The 18,640-nt window shown below is 58.4% G+C and carries 15 protein-coding genes; 11 read left to right on the forward strand and 4 right to left on the reverse strand.

Features of this window, described 5'->3' with window-relative positions:
* Window position 1: 1 nt before the first annotated feature.
* Together ACR0NW_RS10985 and ACR0NW_RS10990 are read left to right on the forward strand one after the other, a co-directional pair.
* Entirely contained in the window at window positions 2-1,762 is a 1,761-nt protein-coding gene (locus tag ACR0NW_RS10985; RefSeq protein WP_480791789.1) for a branched-chain amino acid ABC transporter ATP-binding protein/permease, read from the forward strand.
* Window positions 1,759-2,475 carry an ABC transporter ATP-binding protein gene (locus tag ACR0NW_RS10990; RefSeq protein ID WP_480791790.1) on the forward strand — a complete coding sequence of 239 codons (717 nt, stop codon included), beginning with the start codon at window positions 1,759-1,761 and terminating at the stop codon, window positions 2,473-2,475. The genes ACR0NW_RS10985 and ACR0NW_RS10990 overlap by 4 nt, the downstream gene beginning before the upstream one ends.
* Before the next feature lie 58 nt (window positions 2,476-2,533).
* Here the strand turns inward: ACR0NW_RS10990 and ACR0NW_RS10995 are convergent, their stop codons facing one another.
* A complete protein-coding gene (locus ACR0NW_RS10995; protein WP_480791791.1) occupies window positions 2,534-3,172 on the reverse strand; it encodes a TetR/AcrR family transcriptional regulator in 639 nt (212 codons plus the stop codon).
* Window positions 3,173-3,337: 165 nt separating this feature from the next.
* Here ACR0NW_RS10995 and ACR0NW_RS11000 point away from each other — a divergent pair, with 165 nt between their 5' ends.
* From ACR0NW_RS11000 to ACR0NW_RS11020, 5 genes are all read left to right on the forward strand, one after another.
* Window positions 3,338-4,144, forward strand: coding sequence for an enoyl-CoA hydratase/isomerase family protein (locus ACR0NW_RS11000; protein ID WP_480791792.1), 807 nt, complete (start codon window positions 3,338-3,340; stop codon window positions 4,142-4,144).
* Between the two features lie 40 nt (window positions 4,145-4,184).
* On the forward strand, window positions 4,185-5,042 hold the full coding sequence (locus ACR0NW_RS11005; protein ID WP_480791793.1) for a beta-keto acid cleavage family enzyme: 858 nt from the start codon (window positions 4,185-4,187) through the stop codon (window positions 5,040-5,042).
* A gap of 109 nt (window positions 5,043-5,151) precedes the next feature.
* Window positions 5,152-5,952 (forward strand): helix-turn-helix transcriptional regulator, encoded by an 801-nt coding sequence (locus ACR0NW_RS11010; RefSeq protein WP_480791794.1) that lies wholly within the window; start codon window positions 5,152-5,154, stop codon window positions 5,950-5,952.
* The gene (locus tag ACR0NW_RS11015) at window positions 5,949-7,565 is read left to right on the forward strand and encodes an acyl-CoA carboxylase subunit beta (RefSeq protein WP_480791795.1); all 1,617 of its coding nucleotides are present in this window, start codon (window positions 5,949-5,951) and stop codon (window positions 7,563-7,565) included. The genes ACR0NW_RS11010 and ACR0NW_RS11015 overlap by 4 nt, the downstream gene beginning before the upstream one ends.
* An 18-nt stretch (window positions 7,566-7,583) precedes the next feature.
* Entirely contained in the window at window positions 7,584-9,533 is a 1,950-nt protein-coding gene (locus ACR0NW_RS11020) for an acetyl/propionyl/methylcrotonyl-CoA carboxylase subunit alpha (protein ID WP_480791796.1), read from the forward strand.
* A gap of 64 nt (window positions 9,534-9,597) precedes the next feature.
* Here ACR0NW_RS11020 and ACR0NW_RS11025 read toward each other — a convergent pair whose 3' ends face one another.
* Both ACR0NW_RS11025 and ACR0NW_RS11030 read right to left on the reverse strand, forming a co-directional pair.
* Complete coding sequence (locus ACR0NW_RS11025; protein WP_480791797.1) at window positions 9,598-10,074, reverse strand: MaoC family dehydratase; 477 nt, start codon at window positions 10,072-10,074, stop codon at window positions 9,598-9,600.
* A gap of 38 nt (window positions 10,075-10,112) precedes the next feature.
* On the reverse strand, window positions 10,113-12,200 hold the full coding sequence (locus ACR0NW_RS11030) for a 3-hydroxyacyl-CoA dehydrogenase NAD-binding domain-containing protein (protein ID WP_480791798.1): 2,088 nt from the start codon (window positions 12,198-12,200) through the stop codon (window positions 10,113-10,115).
* 495 nt (window positions 12,201-12,695) lie between these two features.
* Between ACR0NW_RS11030 and ACR0NW_RS11035 the strand changes: the two genes are divergently transcribed.
* The 4 genes from ACR0NW_RS11035 (at window position 12,696) to ACR0NW_RS11050 (ending at window position 17,773) form a co-directional block, all read left to right on the forward strand.
* A complete protein-coding gene (locus ACR0NW_RS11035; RefSeq protein ID WP_480791799.1) occupies window positions 12,696-13,862 on the forward strand; it encodes a TetR/AcrR family transcriptional regulator in 1,167 nt (388 codons plus the stop codon).
* Between the two features lie 165 nt (window positions 13,863-14,027).
* Entirely contained in the window at window positions 14,028-14,912 is an 885-nt protein-coding gene (locus ACR0NW_RS11040; protein WP_480791800.1) for an SDR family NAD(P)-dependent oxidoreductase, read from the forward strand.
* A 3-nt stretch (window positions 14,913-14,915) separates the two neighbouring features.
* On the forward strand, window positions 14,916-16,088 hold the full coding sequence (locus ACR0NW_RS11045; protein ID WP_480791801.1) for an acetyl-CoA C-acyltransferase: 1,173 nt from the start codon (window positions 14,916-14,918) through the stop codon (window positions 16,086-16,088).
* Between the two features lie 44 nt (window positions 16,089-16,132).
* Window positions 16,133-17,773: an AMP-binding protein gene (locus ACR0NW_RS11050; RefSeq protein WP_480791802.1), complete on the forward strand. Its 1,641-nt coding sequence runs from the start codon at window positions 16,133-16,135 to the stop codon at window positions 17,771-17,773.
* Here ACR0NW_RS11050 and ACR0NW_RS11055 read toward each other — a convergent pair.
* The gene (locus ACR0NW_RS11055; protein ID WP_480791803.1) at window positions 17,759-18,595 is read right to left on the reverse strand and encodes a PaaX family transcriptional regulator C-terminal domain-containing protein; all 837 of its coding nucleotides are present in this window, start codon (window positions 18,593-18,595) and stop codon (window positions 17,759-17,761) included. The two genes, ACR0NW_RS11050 and ACR0NW_RS11055, sit on opposite strands and share 15 nt — an antisense overlap.
* Window positions 18,596-18,640 lie beyond the last annotated feature (45 nt).

Here is an 18,640-nt window from a genome sequence, read left to right on the forward strand (position 1 = left end):
AATGGCGCAATATAAACTTCCTGCAATCGTCGCTATTGCAATACTGGGCGTGGCGTACCTGCCCGGGGTGCCCGTCTTTTGGGTGACATTGCTGAATTTCATTGGCCTGTCGTCATTGGTGGCCATCGGGTTGGTAGTGCTGACCGGTGTCGGCGGTATGACGTCATTCGGCCAGGCCGCCTTCGTGGGGTTTTCGGCCTATACGAGTGCGGTGCTGACTACCGGTTATGGCCTTTCCCCTTGGATGACCCTGCCCATTGCGCTGGCCGTGACCGGAGTTGCCGCGCTGCTGATCGGGCTGATCACCGTGCGTTTGTCAGGCCATTACCTGCCGCTGGGCACCATCGCCTGGGCGGTGGCGCTGGTGTCGCTGTTCGGGAACCTTCAGTCTCTGGGCGGGTTCAATGGAATCTCGGGCATACCCCCGATTACCGTTGCCGGGACTGAGCTGTTGGGGCCCAAGCAGGTTTGGCCGCTGGTCTGGATCAGTGTTGTTCTGGCCATCGTGGCAACGCACAACCTGTTGAATTCCCGCGTAGGTCGCGCCATGCGTGCCTTGCGCAGCGGAACAGTAGCGGCAGAGGCTTTTGGCATCCGCGTCTCCCGCATGAAGCTGATCATTTTTGTGTACGCCGCCGTTCTTGCCGGGTTGTCCGGGTGGTTGTTTGCTCACATTCAGCGCGGGGTGACCCCATCGGCATTCGGATTAAATGCCGGAATCGAATACTTGCTGATGGTCGTGATCGGTGGTGCCGGTCAGATCTACGGCGCGGTATTGGGCGCAGCGGTGGTCGTCATCCTGAAAGATCAGTTGCAGGATGTTCTGCCTGTGTTGTTCGGGCAGGGGGGAAACTATGAAACCATCGTTTTTGGCGCCATTCTGGTTCTTGTCCTGCAATACGCCTCTGGCGGATTATGGTCTCTGATCCGACGACGTTCGCAAGTGACCTCTGCGGAACCTCAACCCGACGGGCCAAAACTGCCAAAGCTGATGCTGAAAGAAGGCCAAGAGCGGCTTGAGGCCCGGGGGTTGATCAAAAGGTTCGGCGGCCTTGTGGCGGTCAATAATGTCGATCTTTCTGTTCAGACAGGTGAAATCGTGGTTCTGCTGGGGCCGAACGGTGCGGGTAAAAGCACGACATTCAACCTGCTGACGGGTGTTCTGAGCCGCACCGAGGGCGAGGTGATGCTGGATGGGCGGGACATATCCGGGCTGCCCCCGGGTGAGATTGCCGCCCTTGGTGTTGCGCGAACTTTTCAGCATGTGAAGCTGATCCCGGACATGAGCGTATTGGAAAATGTCGCCATCGGGGCACATCTGCGCGCTCAGGCAGGCGTCACGCCAGGAATTCTGGCACTGGATCGTGATGAGGAGACCCGGATTTTTGCCGAGGCCGATCGGGCGCTGTCGCAGGTGGGAATAGCGCAGGAACGAAACCAACTGGCCGAGAACCTGTCACTTGGATCTTCGCGAGTGGTCGAGATCGCGCGGGCACTGTGTCTGTCCCCAAGGTACCTGTTGCTGGACGAACCTGCCGCCGGGCTGCGCAAACATGAAAAAGATGACCTTGCTAAACTGTTGCTGAGACTTCGGCAGGATGGGATCGGCATTCTTCTGGTCGAGCACGACATGGAATTTGTGATGAGTATCGCCGACCGGATCGTCGTTCTGGATTTCGGAACATTGATCGCAAGCGGGACACCTACGGACATTCGCAACGATCCCAAGGTGCAGGAAGCTTATCTTGGGGGGGCGGTATGACCGGGATTCTGCAACTTGAAAACTACTCTGTTACCTATGGCCATGTCGAAGCGGTCTGTAACGTGGATATGAGTATAGCCAAAGGTCAGGTCACCACTCTGATCGGGGCAAACGGTGCCGGAAAAACATCCCTGTTGTCTGCGCTGATGGGTGTGTTGCCGCACAGTGGTACCGTGCTGATGCGGGGGCAGGATATATCCAGTTTGCCGGTGGAGCGCCGTGTGGCGCAGGGAATGTCATTGGTGTCCGAGCAGCGGGACCTGTTTGGTTCGATGTCTGTTGAAGACAATCTGAGGCTTGGTGCGTTCATGACCAATCGTTCGGGGGCGGACACTGCACTGAGGGATGTGTTCGGCAGATTCCCCAAATTGCAGGACCGGCGCACTCAGCAGGCCTCGACTTTGTCCGGGGGTGAGCGGCAAATGCTGGCCATGGGTCGGGCCTTGATGGCGTGCCCGGAAGTGCTGTTGCTCGACGAGCCCAGCCTTGGGCTGGCACCCATGATTGTGCAGGATGTGTTCTCCATCATTCGCGAGCTGCAGCAGGACGGATTGACTATCTTGCTGGTCGAACAGAATGCGCGGGCCGCGCTGGACGTGGCCCATTGGGCTTATGTCATGGAGACAGGCAGCATCGCCATGGATGGTCCAGCTGCGGAACTTGCGGATAACAGGGATCTGGCGGCGATTTATCTTGGTGGCCACGTCCACTGAGTGTCGCCATCTGGCGGATGACGGGCCTTGGATCGGAAAGTGGTGAGGCAGGGCGCCTCTAGTCCGTTTCGTCTTCACTGACTGTCCGTGGCAGCAGTTCCTTCTCCAGCATAGAGGCGAAGCGTTCGATCATGGTTTTGAGGTACTCATCAGACCGTACAAACTGCTGATGTATGATGAGCCCGCGCAGAAAGCTGCGATTGATCGCCCAAAGGATCTCTGCGTCGTCTTCATTTGGACGGCTGCCAACATAGCTTTTGCTGATCGAGTCGCTGACCTGCCGGTCCCAGTCGTAAAGCTGGTCGGACAGCAACTCTCTTAGTGCGTTGTCGGTGCGGCAGGACACCAGAATTTCGACAAAGGCGCGGCCTTCACGGCTGCCGGCCATGTTTTGCCAACCTGATAGGACGAGCTCGTAAACCGGTCTCGCACCTTCTGTCGAACCTTGCCGCCTTTTAAGCGGTTTCAGAACCTTGCCCAGAAGGCTCATGGCCGTTGCCGCAACAAGTGCCTGTTTGCTGGGGAAATGGTGGGTGATCGCCCCGCGCGACAGCTCGGAAATGTCCTGAACCTTTGCATAGGTCGTTTCCGCATATCCGAACGTATCGAGGCTCTGGATCGTGGCAGCAAAGATATGCTCGCGCGTTTCCTGTGAGCGTCGTTCGGTAAGCGTCAGCTTTTTCTTCATTTCAGTCATTTTGCATACAACCGCCAACTTCCTTCCTCTTCGATAATACTTGACTAACGCAGAATCAAATTATTAATAGAGACCAAATGGTCTGTTAAGGTCATAACGGTCCCTTGTAGTCTGACAGGTTTGCTGCATGCTTGGGAATGTGCCTTTTCTGGCGTGGAGGAAACCGTGGCGCTGCCTGAATTTGAAAACCTGGAACTTGAACAGGATGGATTTGTCCTGAATGTCTGGTTCAATACGCCCGAAAACCGAAACGCGCTGACGTCGGGCCGTGTGAGCGACCTGCGTGCGCTATGCGAGATACTCAGGGCATCGCCGGATATCCGCTGTGTCGTGTTCCGCGGCAGGGGCGGTGTGTTTTGTGCGGGCGGGGATCTGAAGTCGTTCAAGCAACTGTATCATGGCGGCGCTGGCAGCCGGGATGAAGTCCATGCACTCAGCCTGGAAACGGCAGAGTTCCTGCAGGACATCTATGCGCTGCCGCAATTCACTGTCATGGCCATCGAAGGCGCCGCCGTTGCGGGTGGATTTGGTCTGGCCTGTCTGGGTGATTGTGTTCTGGCCGATGCTGAAACGCTGTTTTCTATGTCCGAGACCCGCATCGGTCTGACCCCGGCGCAGATCGCGCCTTATGTGGTCCAGCGCATCGGCATGCGCGAGGGGCGGCGGCTGATGCTGACCGGCGGGCGGTTCAACGGCGACAAGGCATTGGCGCTGGGGCTGGTGGATGAGCTGACAACCGGCCCCGGAGAAATGGACGCGGCCATTGCCCGTTACGCCGTTGCAGTAACCGCTGCGGCACCCGGCGCGCTTGCCGCGATCAAGCAGCAACTGGTGATGATGCCGGGCCAGACAAGACAGGAGCAGGCGCAGACTGCCGCTGACAGTTTTGCTGACCGGATGATGTCTGATGAGGCGCGTGAAGGCATCAGCGCATTTTTTGAGAAACGTAAACCGATTTGGGCCGAGGGCTGACCCCGCAACCTGACCCGTGACTGAGCGAGGAAACCGAATTATGAACAAAGCCATCATCTGCTGCGCTGTGACCGGCGCATTGACCGACCCCAAACAGCACAACGTTCCCGTCACGCCAGAGGAAATGGCTGACGAGGCGCGCCGGGCCTATGATGCCGGGGCGACGGTCATGCATATCCATTTGCGTCAGCAGGGCGAAGGCAAGGGACATTTGCCAAGCTGGGATATCGACCTGTCGCGTGAGATTCAGGCCGCAATCCGGGATGCGTGTCCGGACGTGATTATTAACCACACGACTGGAATAGCCGGCCCCAACTATCAGCCTGCTTTGGATGTTGTTGCTGCCACCCGACCCGAAATGGCCGCATGTAATGCGGGTTCGCTGAACTACCTCAAGATACGCCGCGACGGGAACTGGGCATGGCCGCCCGCACTGTTCGACAATGAGGTGCACAAAGTTCAGGAATACATCGATGTGATCACCGAAGCAGGAGGCATCCCCGAGTTCGAGTGCTTTGACACCGGCATCGTGCGAAGTGTCGGCATGTTCCAGAAAGCAGGCATGTTCCAGGGAACCGCGCAGGTGAACTTTGTCATGGGCGTTGCCTCGGGCATGCCCTGCCGGGCAGATCTGTTACCGATCCTCAAGGACCTGGCACCAGAGGACTCGCGCTGGCAGGTTACGGCAATCGGTCGAGCGGAAATCTGGGATGTGCATCGCAAGGCGGCGGAACTTGGCGGGCAGTTGCGGACGGGGCTTGAAGATACATTCTATCTTTCCGACGGTACCAAAGTGACGTCCAATGGCGCACTGATAGAAGAGCTGGCCCGAACCGCCCGTGAGGTTGGGCGCGAAGTCGCATCCCCGGCGGAAGCACGGCAAATGCTCGGTATCTGAGGCTGAAATAACAGCGGAAAAGCACAACATGGCACATTCAGCTTCTGTACCAAAGCTCATGTTGGTTACACGGGACCGTGTCTTTTATCAGGGTTACCTGGGGCTTAACATGAAACCTCGCCGTCAGGGGGCAACCTTGATTGTCTCGGCGTTGCAGGGTGATATCCACCTGCGGCGCGATCACGGCGCTTGGGAGCGTCGCAAAATTGTGGCCATTCCGACCGGTCAGATTCACGAGTTACGCTCGGATTCACCCATGGTTTCAAGCGTCTGGATCGAAACCGAGCGTGCCGATACACGAAATCTGTCTCGTCTGTGCCAACAGATCAACAGTGGCTCATGTGATCATGATTTGCCCGCCCGAATGCACTACGCAGCCCAGCGTCTGAAGTCGTGGTCCGGCCGTCCTGTTCTGACCTCAGATGATTTTGACGAAATGTTTCTGGGCAGCCCTATCGGCCAGAGGCAGCTGGACGCCCGGATCGACTATGTTCTTGACATCATGGACAATCACCCGGGCGAAGCGTCCATGCGAGCCGAGAATTTCGCAAGCTGCGTATCGCTGTCCAGATCGCGGTTTCTGCACCTGTTCAAGGATGAAACCGGCATCACTTTCCGCAATCTCAGGGTCTGGAAACGCGCGCGGAGGTTCGTTGAATACGTCGCTCATGACGGGAACCTGACCGGCTTGGCCTTGGATCTTGGCTATAACGACTCCAGTCATTTCTGCCATTCAATCCGCAGTATCTATGGTCTGCTTCCCAGCCATATCCGAGACGGGGCACGAAATCTGAACGTCATACGTATCACAAAACAGTCCAAGGATGCGCCGGATTTGCACTGGCGCAGCCATAGAACAACCGGTGCCTGGCAGGGATCGGACACACCAGAATTGATGGATTTGTCATGACAACGTTTGAATCTTCACTGACTGCAGGTTCTCAGGTTTTTGAGGATAACAAGGCGGGCATGCTTTCCCTTCTCGACGAAGTGAAAGAGATCGAAGCCAGAACGCGCGCCGCATCAGCTGCATCGGCTGAACGGTTTGCCAAGCGTAATCAGCTGCTGCCGCGTGAGCGGGTCGCGCTGTTGCTGGACCCGGGCAAACCCTTCATCGAGCTGTGCAAGATGGCCGGTTATGGCATGGATAGCAAAGATCCGGAAAAGTCCATCGCCGGTTCGGGAATTATTGCCGGGATTGGTTATGTCTCGGGTGTCCGCTGCATGATCCTGGCCTCGGATTCGGGGATTGCCGCCGGTGCCCTGCAGCCCGGCGGTCTGAACAAGATCCTGCGCATTCAGGAGATCGCTCTGGAAAACAAGCTGCCTTACGTCCAGCTTGTGGAAAGTGCAGGCGCCAACCTGATGGATTACCGGGTCGAGGATTTTATCTATGGCGGCTCCACCTTCCGCAACCTGGCGCGCATGTCGGCGGCTGGTCTGCCTGTCGTCACTGTAACCAACGGCAGTTCGACCGCAGGCGGCGCCTATCAGACCGGCCTGTCGGATTATATCATCATGGTGCGCGGACGGACGCGGGCGTTTCTGGCAGGGCCACCGCTGCTGAAAGCCGCAACGGGTGAAATCGCCAGCGAGGAAGAGCTGGGCGGCGCCGAGATGCATACCGGTATTTCGGGGCTGGGCGACTATCTGGCTGAAGATGACCGCCATGCCATCGCCATCGCGCGAGAGGTTCTGTCCAACATCGAATGGAAGGGGCAGGAGGAAGACCTGCGCCTGTTCGATGAACCGCTATTTGATCGCGAGGAACTGCTGGGCGTCATGCCGATGGACTATCGGCAGCCTGTGGACATGCGCGAAGTGATTGCGCGGATCGTCGATGGGTCGGATTTCAACGAATTCGGTGAAAGATACGGCAACGCCACGGTCTGTGGCACCGGCAAGATTCATGGCTGGCCTTTGGGGATCATCACCAATAATGGCCCCATCGACCCTGCCGGCGCATCCAAGGCCACGCATTTCATTCAGGCCTGCTGTCAGGCGGGTACGCCGATCCTTTATCTGAACAACACGACCGGCTTCATGGTTGGCCGTATTTACGAGGAAGGCGGCAGCATCAAGCACGGTTCGAAAATGGTGCAGGCGGTTACCAACGCTACTGTGCCCCAGTTTACCGTCTATTGCGGCGCATCGTTCGGGGCTGGGAACTATGGCATGTGCGGCCGTGGGTTCGATCCGCGCTTCTGCTTCTCATGGCCCAACGCCAAAACCGCAGTGATGGGCGGCGAGCAGGCTGCAGGGACCATGGCCGTGGTGCAAGAGGCACGCGCCGCCCGCAAGGGGATCGAACTGGATCAGGCCAAGATGGAAGCAACCAAGGCCCGCATCATCGAAACTTTCGACGGGCAGATGAGCGCGCTTTATACCAGCGCGCGGCTGTTGGATGACGGGATCATCGACCCGCGAAATACCCGCGAACTGCTGGCCGAGCTGATGCGCATCAGCCGCGAGGCCGAGCGGCGCGAGCCCAATTCGATACAGTTCGGCGTTGCACGCCCCTGATAAACGAGGATTACGAAGATGGACAAAAAAACACCGTTCACCAAACTCCTCGTGGCCAACAGGGGAGAGATTGCCGTGCGCGTCATGCGCTCGGCCAAGGCCCTAGGCTATGGCACGGTCGCGGTTCATTCCGAGGCTGATGCGAATGCCGGGCATGTGCGCGCAGCGGATGAGGCCGTATGCATCGGCGGTCCTGCCCCGGCAGATAGCTATTTGCGGATCGACCGGATCATTGAAGCGGCGAAAGCTACCGGCGCTGATGCGATTCACCCCGGTTACGGGTTTCTGGCAGAGAACCCGGCACTGCCACGCGCCTGTGCCGAGGCCGGGATCGTATTTGTCGGACCTTCGGGCGAGGCAATCGAAAAGATGGGGGACAAGGCGGCAGCCAAAGGGTTGATGGAGGCCGCAGGTGTCCCGTGCGTTCCCGGCTATTCCGGCGAGGATCAATCGGCTGAAACGCTGCTGACGCAGGCGCGTCAGATCGGATTTCCCCTGATGATCAAGGCCACTGCTGGCGGGGGCGGGCGCGGTATGCGTCTGGTCGAGCAGGAGGACACCTTTGCCGAACATCTCGCCTCGGCCGTGTCCGAGGCGCAGACGGCATTCGGCGACGGCACCGTTCTGCTGGAACGCGCCATCATTGATCCGCGCCACGTGGAAATTCAGGTCATGGCCGACCGCCATGGCAATGCGATTCACTGTGGCGAACGTGACTGCTCTGTCCAGCGCCGCCACCAGAAGGTGATCGAAGAAGCTCCCTCGCCTGCGGTCGACGCCGATTTGCGCGCGCGGATGGGAGAAATCTCGGTCAAGGCGGCGCTGGCCATCGGGTATGAGGGTGCAGGCACGTTCGAATACCTGCTGGATCGCGAGGGCAACTTCTATTTCATGGAAATGAACACCCGGCTGCAGGTCGAACACCCCGTGACCGAGGCGATCACCGGGTTGGATCTTGTCGAACTGCAACTGGGCGTCGCCGCCGGCCACCCCCTGCCACTGACGCAGGAGGATGTGACATTCTCGGGTCACGCAATGGAGGTGCGCCTGTGCGCCGAAGACCCCGAAGCGGGCTTTATTCCGCAAAGTGGCACCATGTCCGTCTGGCAGCCCTCAGACGCGATCCGCGTCGATCACGCACTACGGGACGGGGCCGAGGTACCGCCCTACTACGACTCGATGGTGGCCAAGCTGATTGCCCACGGCCCCGACCGGAACGCGGCGCGGCGGCGGTTGCTGGCCGGGTTGCAGGACAGTCTGGCCTTTGGCGTCCGCACCAATCAGGGCTTTCTTGCGGATTGTCTTGATCATCCGGTCTTTGCCGCAGGGGACGCGACAACCGCCTTCATCGAAGAAAACCGCGACGACCTGATGCCAGAAACCTCGGACAGTGAAGAACGCGCCGCTGCTTATGCCGGAGCGTTCCTGCGGTCCTGCGAAGGAACCGGGCTGACGCATGGCTTCGCCACGCCGCTCCGTCTTTCTCGGAATGATCGGGATCACGCTCCCCGTGTCCGCGCCAGCGGTGGCGGTGAATGTGAAGTTACGGTTGGGGATCAGAGTTTCGATCTGACCGTGCGCGCGCAACAGGGAACCCGGGTGCAGTTCGAAGCGGGCGGTCAGGCCAGGGCAGCACATCTGCTGAGCGGCGCAGGTCAGGTCTGGTTACATCTGGACGGGCGCCCGTGGGATTTCCGTGATTTGACATTCGAACCCGAAGTGTCCGCCGATGTGACCTCGGATGGCAAGGTGCGGGCATCGATGAACGGGACGGTTGCCGCCGTTGTTGTGACTGTGGGCGACAAGGTCAGTGCGGGGCAAACTCTGCTGGTGCTTGAAGCGATGAAGATGGAGCATTCCCATACCACTCCGGTCGACGGAACCGTGGCCGCCGTGCATGTCGCCGAAGGCGGTCAAGTTGCGGCCCATGCCATCGTGGTCGAGGTCGAGCCGATGGCGGCAGAATAAGCCAGAAACACAAAGGCGGGCCTGATGGCCCGCCTGCAGGGCCATTCAAACGGTGCTTATGAAACTAACCCGCATCGGGTGCAAAAACGATCAGCGCCAGCCATTCGGCAACCAGCGCTGGTGTGTCCTGACCTTCGATTTCGACAGTCATCCGAACGGTGCGCAGAAGTTCGGTTTCAGACCGTTTCTTCACGCCAAGCATCGTGAAACGCCCCCTGACGCATGCTCCGGCAGGGACGGGGACCAGAAAGCGTAGTTTGTCAAACCCGTAGTTGATGCCCATCACCTGTCCCGGCAGTTCGGCAATGCAATCAAATGCAAACTTTGATCCCAGCGAGAGCGTCAGAAATCCATGTGAAATAGCCCCACCAAACGGGCTTTCAGTCGCCGCACGGGCGGGATCGGTGTGAATCCACTGATGATCGAAGGTGCAGTCGGCAAAAGTGTCGATCATGGTCTGGTCAATTGTAACCCAGTCAGAAACGCCGATTTCGCTGCCAATCTGCTCGTTCAGAAGCTCAATGTTCTTGTCGATCGTCACGTTGGAAACCCTCTATCCAAAAGCTTTGATGTCTGGTTTTACCGAAACAACTCGGCCTCGCGCTGCAAACGCGGCGTCACCTGCCAGTAGTCCGCTGCGTTTTCCTGCGCCGAATACGCCTGCATCCGCGAAACGATCTTATCCAGACCGTTCTCGCGCGCCATGAACATCGGACCGCCCCGCCAGGACGGAAAGCCGTAGCCAGTGGTGTAAACTACGTCGATGTCGCTTTCGCGCAAGGCGATGCCTTCTTCCAATATGGCAAATCCCTCGTTGATCAGCGGTAAAAGCAGACGTTCGCAGACTTCAGCATCATCGTGAGTTTCGCGCCGCTGAACGCCCAGTTTTTTCGCAAGTTCCCCGCACAACCGGTTCAGATCATCTGACGGATGTGCCGCGCGCGCCTCATGGCGATAGAACCCTTGACCGGTCTTCTGCCCGAAGTCGCCCTTTTCGTACAAAGCGATACTGAGCGCGCGATAGTTCGGCTCGTCTGGCCCGTCCGGATCGGCAAGTCGCGCCAGTGCCGCGCGGGCGCCCACGTCCACGCCTGCCATGTCCATCATCCGGCATGGCCCCATGGCAAGGCCAATGTGTTCCGGCGATTGTGCAACGCGGTCGATCTGTTCGGGGGTTGCGCCCTCCAACAACAGCATCTCAACCTCGCGCAGATAGACATCCAGCATGCGGTTGCCGATGAAACCGAAGCAGACGCCGCTGACGACAGGTACCTTTCCGATCCGACCCGCCAGTTTCAGGATAGTGTGCAATACGTCCGGCGCGATCTCGGCACCCCGAACGATTTCAAGCAGACGCATCACGTGGGCCGGGCTGAAGAAATGCGTGCCGATGACGTCACCGGGCCGGGACGTGACCGCCGCGATGCGGTCCACATCAAGGGTCGAAGTGTTGGTGGCCAGAATGGCGCCGGTTTTACAGATCTGATCCAACTCGCGCATCACCGCGCATTTCAAGTCCATATCTTCGAACACGGCCTCGATCACCAGATCGACCTCGGCCAGATCCGACATATTGGTTGAGGTGGAAATGCGGTCCTGTCGGGCCTGCGCGGCCTCTGCTGTCAGTCTTCCCTTTGCGATCCGCGCCGCGTTGGACGCGGAAATGGTCGAGAGGCTGCGGTCAAGCACCTCAGAGGATTTTTCGATCAGCCGAACATTGAAACCGGCATTGGCAAAGCTCATGGCGATGCCGGTGCCCATCGTTCCGGCCCCGACGATACCGACGCTCTGGATCGGGCGTTCCGTAAGATCGCGTGGCAAATCAGGTACTTTGCGACAGGTCCGCTGGGCAAAGAACATATGCCGCAGGGCGCGCGATGCCGGGCCATGGACGATCTTGCAGAACTCATCCGCTTCAACCTGTTCGCCTTCGACAAAAGGCAGGTTGGCGGCTGCTTCGATGCAGGCTGCGATTGCCGACATCGCGGGAAGCCAAGGTTCCGCCTGTGCCGCTTTCCGGGCCCTTGCAATAACGTCCTGCGCTATGTCCAGATCGGGCGGCGTCAGGTCGCTGGTTCGCCGCAGAGGCGACGCATATTGCGCCATCCGCAGGGCTTCGGCCCGCGCGACGGTCACGAATTCTTCTTCAACCCGGTCAACGATCCCGAATTTCAACGCCTCAGGTGCACCGACAGGATTACCTGTCGAAATCATCTCAAGCCCTTTCTCAAGCCCTGCCAGACGCGGCAGCCTTTGCGTGCCAAGCGAACCGGGGATCAGGCCAAGGGCGACTTCGGGCAGTCCGACCTTGGTTGCGGGATGGGCGATCCGGGCGTGGCAGGACATTGCGAATTCCAGCCCACCGCCCAGAACGGTACCAAACAGAGCAGCCACTACCGGACGGTCGCAGGCTTCGATCCGGGCGAGGAACGCGTTGAACGGAGCCGTCGCAAAATCGGGTTTCTCGAAACCAGCGATGTCGCCGCCCGCCAGAAACGTGCGTCCTTCACACTCGACGACCAGCGCCCGCAATGAATTGTCCGCCTCGAATTCGTCAAAGGCGGCCTCCATCGCGTGATGCAGGGCCTCGGAAATGGCGTTGACCGGCGGGTTGTTGATTTTAAGCACCGCAAGTTGGTCAAGCCTGATAAGTTCAGCCAGCGACATGTAATTCTTCCCCTTTGCTTTCAAACGGGTTTAGAGCAAAGGGCTGGGCGAAACTTGTGTCGAGTCGCTAAAGTCGTGTTCCGGTTTTTTGACGCGCTTGTTGGCACCGCAATTCGACAAGACCGGTGTCGCCCTTCTGCACAAGGTCGAAAACAGAACCTGCATCGGCAAACAGGGGCGCAGAGGTTGAGAGGATAATTAGTACAGCAATTGCGGCAAGAAGATGCTGGGGCATGGGGTGGTGTCCTGGACTGTAATCTGAGAAGCAATCGGAAATCCGGGCTTTGCCTGTGGTTTTCGATGCAGGTCTCACAACCGATGAAACGGGAAAACACCGGGTTGTGACAGGAAAATGCCGATTGGGTTTCCGGTTAACCTCTGCGAGAAACCTGAGCGCCGCGCCTTGCCGCCCGAGGCGCGATATGCATTTTATTCTGCCTTATGGCGGATACCACAAAACCCCGGCAGCGCGCTGTTCAGGACAGAACGCTTAGAATGCAGCGGCAAATTGCCGAAGGTGCAATCAACGTCCTGTCCAAAACCGGCGTCGCCGGTGTGACGCATCGCGCCGTGGCAAAAGAGGCAGGTGTCAGTCTTGCTGCGACGACGCGGCATTATTCTGGCAAAATCGACATCCTGAACGAAGCGTCCCGTCTGTTGCTAACCGAATATCTTCAAGCGTTTTCCGCGCTGGAGGATCGCCTGACCAGCAATTCTTCTACCGTACCAACAAGCCTTGATGACCTTGTTTTTCAGGTCACTCTGAATGCATTGACCCGCGACCGCGCGCGGTCGATCGCTTGGTGGGAGATCATTCTGTTCGGCGGCAGAACACCAGACGGTCAACACCTGTCGCGAAGCTGGTTTCGGGAGCTGGATGAAATCTGGCTTAGGCTCGCCGACCATCTGGCGGACCGCCCGAACCCGCAAAAGATCCGGCTGGCCACGGATCGCGCAATCGGTTTGATTTTTCTGCTGCATCCTTTGCATCTGGACCGGAGGGCGATCTCGCGGCTTTTGTCGGGATCGGATGTCTCACCGGTTTTCGACTGGCATAGAGAAGACCCGCCTGTCGCTGATGACATCGATACTAAGAAGGGGCGCACAAAGGCTGCCTTGGTAGATGCGGGCATCGAGGTTCTGATCGAAGACGGACCCGGCGCGGTCTCACATCGTGCAATCGGTCAGCGAACGGGAATGGTTCGCAGTGGTCCCAGTTATTACTTCCCCTCTATCGACACCCTGCTGGAGGCAGCACAGATTGCGTTGTTCGAGCGCGCAAAGCAGCGTTACCGGGAAGGCGTGCAGAGCTTTTCGACAACTTGCGATAGTGTCGAACAACTGACCGGGCTGAGTACCTCGATCTTTCTGCGCGAAGCTGTGGATTACCGGGACGAAAATCTTGCCTATTTCACGGTCTGGATCGCAGCAGGCCGGAATCCGAACCTGCGCGGATTTGTACGCCATATTCTGGCGGACCAGTCCAATGCATGGCTGCGACGCATGCGCGAGGTACGCGGACCTAAGGCGCCCGTCACTCTGGCGCTGGCCAATCACGCGATTTTTTCGGGCAAGCTGGCCCGCGCACTGGCGACAGGAAGCAATGCCGATGATCTGTCTGATGTCGAAGAGGACTTCCGGGCGGCGATAGACGAAAATTAATCGGTACCATTGTACAAATAATTCTTGCATGAGCCGGCTCAGGTGACTATCCCGAACCTGACTGACAGGCGCTGACTGGGCGCGTGTATTCAGATTCGTAGGAAACTTCCCTTTTTTACAGAGGGTTGCGGCGATGCTTGCCGCAATGGGTGAGGAGCTGACAGCATGATCGATCTTTCCGGGCGCGTGGCGCTGATCACCGGGGCAGGGGCAGGGCTTGGACGTGAGCATGCGCTTTTGCTCGCCTCCCGCGGGGCCAAAATCGCCGTCAACGACCTGCAGCACGATGCTGCGCAAGCGGTTGTGGAAGACATCGAAAAGGCCGGTGGCGAGGCAATGGCGGTTGCTGCATCCGTTTCTGACTTCGACGCGGTTCAGGGTATTGTCGCGGATATCATCGACCGCTGGGGCAGGGTCGATATTCTGATCAACAACGCTGGCATTCTGCGCGACAAGAGCTTTGCCAAGATGGACGTCGCGGATTTCCGTCTGGTGATGGATGTTCATCTGATGGGCGCCGTTCACTGCACCAAAGCGGTCTGGAACCACATGCGTGAACAGAACTATGGCCGCATCGTCATGACGACCTCGTCGTCGGGCTTGTATGGCAATTTCGGTCAGTCGAATTACGGCGCGGCCAAGATGGCGCTGGTTGGCCTGATGCAGACCTTGTCGATCGAAGGTGCGCGCAACGATATCCGCGTCAACTGCATTGCACCAACGGCCGCGACCCAGATGACAGATGGGCTTCTGCCAGAGGCAGAGCTTAATCTACTGCGCCCAGAACTGGTCAGCACGGGCGTTCTGACGCTGGTTCGCGAGGATGCTCCGACACGTACGGTTCTGTGCGCAGGCGCGGGTGCCTTTGAAAGCGCCAATGTCACGCTGACATCGGGGATCTATCTTGGCGCAGGCGCGGATGTTCCTGAGCAGATCGTCGACCGCTGGGATGAAATCACTGACCGTTCTAGCGAGGTTGTGCCTCAGTCCGGGCGGCAACAGGGTGACATCGAACTGAAACATGCGGGCCTGACCCGCGAAGGAGTGTAACCCATGCGCAATGCCGTTATCGTTTCGACCGCCCGGACCCCGATTGGCCGCGCATACAAGGGGGCGTTCAATGCAACGCCCGCACCGACGCTGGCAGCGCATGCTCTTCGTGCTGCTGCGGAACGGGCCAATCTGGATCCGGCTACGATTGATGATGTGATCCTTGGCTGTTCTCTGCCGCAAGGGCATCAGGCCACAATCGGGCGCACCGCAGCGCTGCGGGCAGGGTTCCCGACATCTGTATCCGGCATGACCATTGATCGTCAGTGCTCGTCCGGCCTGATGACCGTCGCAACGGCCGCCAAGCAGATCATCGTTGACCGTATGGACACCATCGTCGCCGGAGGTGTCGAGTCAATCTCACTGGTGCAGACCAAAGACTTGCGTGTGAATTCCGACCCCGAATTGCTGGCCATGCACAACGACACCTACATGCCGATGATCGACACGGCAGAAACTGTCGCAACGCGCTATGGGATCGGGCGAGAGCGCCAGGATGCTTATGGGCTGCAATCGCAACAGCGCACGGCTGCTGCACAGGCAGGGGGCCGTTTCGATGATGAGATTATTCCGGTGACGGCAACGAAAACCGTCTGGGACAAGGAAACCGGTGAAGCGTCGAACGAAACCGTGACCCTTGAACGGGACGAGGGCAACCGACCGGGAACAACAATCGAAGGTCTCTCAGGCCTGCGAACCGTGCGCGAAGGTGGGACGATCTCCGCCGGTAACGCAAGCCAGCTGTCCGATGGCGCATCTGCCTGCGTCGTGATGGAGGAAAGCCTGGCGGAAAAGCGTGGCCTGCAACCTCTGGGCCGCTACGTCGGTATGGCCGTTGCCGGGACCAAGCCTGACGAAATGGGGATTGGTCCTGTTTTTGCCGTGCCGAAACTGCTGGAACGCTTCGGGCTGAGTGTCGATGACATCGGTCTGTGGGAGTTGAACGAGGCCTTTGCCGTTCAGGTCCTCTATTGCCAGGATCAGCTGGGAATTCCCGATGAGTTGCTGAACGTGAATGGCGGTGCGATCTCAATCGGTCACCCCTATGGCATGTCCGGCGCGCGCATGATCGGTCACGCGTTGATCGAAGGCAAACGTCGCGGTGCGAAATATGTCGTCATCACCATGTGTGTCGGGGGCGGCATGGGGGCTGCAGGACTGTTCGAGGTCCTGTAATTTCCAGCGTCGCCGCCAGCAAGCGCACTGTTTCGGAGGAGAATATGCAAAAGCCCTGGCTCACAATGTACGGCGATTCAATTCCCGCCGAGATTGATCCGGATATTCACGCGTCCGTAGTAGACGTGTTGGACAACGCCATTGAAACCTATGGTGACAAAACCGCACTGATCAGCGCCGGATCAACCCTGAGTTTTCGGGAATGGGGTGCCTTATCCCGTGATTTTGCGGCTTTTCTGCAGGACCGTTTCGGGATCAAAAAAGGGGACCGCGTTGCGGTGATGGCGCCCAATATCATGGCTTTTCCTATCGCCATGCTGGGTATCCTTCGGGCTGGCGGAATTCAGGTGAATGTCAACCCGTTCTACACCCCGGAAGAGCTTCGGCATCAGCTGAACGATGCCGGGGTGGAGATCATCGTGGCCTTCGCAGGGTCCTCTGCCACGTTGGCCGAGGTGATGGACAAGACGCCAGTGCGTCATGTGGTGCTGGCCGATCTGGGCGACGCGTGCTCGAACCCCGATGACGCGACCCCCGTTGATCCCGGATTGTCCGACGCTGTCACTCTGCCCCAAGCACTGGAGATCGGGCGTGGGTTGCCGTTCGACCCACCCACGCTGACCGGTGATGATGCGATCTTTTTGCAATACACCGGCGGTACGACCGGCCCATCCAAGGGCGCCATCCTGACCAACAGAAACCTTGTCGCCAATATCGAACAGGTCAAGGCGATGCTCCCGGACTGCCTGAATCCGGGACAGGAGGTCGTGGTGACGGCATTGCCGATGTACCACGTCTTTGCCTTGATGCTGAACCTGATCACTTTCGCATCCGTTGGTGCGGAAAACCATCTGGTCGCCGACCCGCGCAATCTGGACCAAATCGTAGATGTGTACCGCACGTGCCGCGTCACCGCGACGACCGGGGTCAACACCCTTTGGGCCAGCCTTGCCGCGCACCCTGAGTTTGCGAAATGCGATTTTTCGGCATTGCACTCGGCGTTCAGCGGTGGCGCGCCACTGCACAAACCGACGGCCGAGCATTGGTATGCGGTCACCGGCAACATCATCAATCACGGTTACGGATTATCCGAAACCTCGCCCTGTGCATCGACAAATCCCTTCCGGGATGAGGTTTATAAGACCAGTTCCGGCGTTCCGTTACCGTCGACTGAAATGATCCTGCTGGACGATGACGATAACATCGTTCCCATCGGTGGCCGTGGCGAGGTTTGCATTCGCGGCCCGCAAGTCATGAAAGGCTACTGGAACCGCCCCGACGCAACCGCCGAAGTCTTTACCAAGGACGGATTCTTTCGCACGGGCGATATCGGAGAGTTTGACCAGCGGGGCTTTCTGTCCATCGTGGACCGGAAAAAGGACATGGTCATCGTCTCGGGCTTCAACGTCTATCCGGCCGAGATCGAGGCTTATGCCGCCAAGCTCGAGGGCATCTCAGAATGCGCCGCAATTGGCGTTCCTGACGAACGGTCCGGCGAGGCAGTTGTGCTGTACGTGTCCCTGAAACCGGGGGTATCGCTGACGCCGGACGATGTGCGGGAATACTGCAAATCCGGTTTGACGGCCTATAAAATCCCCAAGGAAGTCAGGGTTCTGGACGAGTTGCCGAAATCCACGGTCGGCAAGATTTTGCGCCGGGCCTTGCGGGATTCACACGTCGCCTGAATTGCGATCCAGTGCCGCAAATTCCGGAATTTTGTGCCAGAATTTGCGCGCCCTCGCCTGATAGGCTTTGGTCCGTTCCACCAGAATATCCCTTTGATCCGTTTGCAGCATCTCACGCGGCAATAGCGGATCCTCGATTACTGTGCGGATGATGTTGCGACCGACCAGCAATGTTTCAGCGGCTGCGTCCTCATTGCGCATTGCTGGCAGCGAAGCTTCACTATCGGTCAGAGTTTTCATCAACTCCCGATACCGGCGTTCCAGCACATCGACGTCCCATAGTGCAAGCGCCTCGTCCTCATCTTCCGGTGAAAGGTCGTCAATTCCAAACACGGTTGCTTGTCTGGCCAGACCCAGCCGATACAACTCAGTGCGCAAGTGGCTGAGTCCGCCCCGCAAATTGTCCGGGCGCAGATACAGCCCGCTGTCCAAAGCGCGAAACCCACGAAGTTTCATCGCCTTTTGATGCTGTCGCCATATCGTGCGCTGGCTGCGAGCCACAGCTGTGTCACAGACGCCGATCCAGCCTTTGTTCCATGGCAGAACGCGCTGACTGTTTTCGTACCATCCGTGAACATCCGACAACAGCTTGTTGCCTTCTGGGATGAGCCGGTACTGGCCACGTTCCAGCTTTTCTACTTTTCCCTGCCGTGTAAGGCGGGTCAGGGCCACGCGTATACTCTGTTCGCTGATGCCAAGAAGCGTTCCACCCTTACACAGCGCGCCAACCGAAAGACACTTGCCCTCCCAACTCGACAGCATGTCCAAAACTGCCTCGGGCGCGGCCAATTCAGAGCGCAAGATATTACCAAAAGAAACCATTGTTGACTCACGATGTGATATTACACATTGTAGCCGAAATAGATG

It is taken from the genome of Ruegeria sp. CF5 (assembly GCF_056537325.1).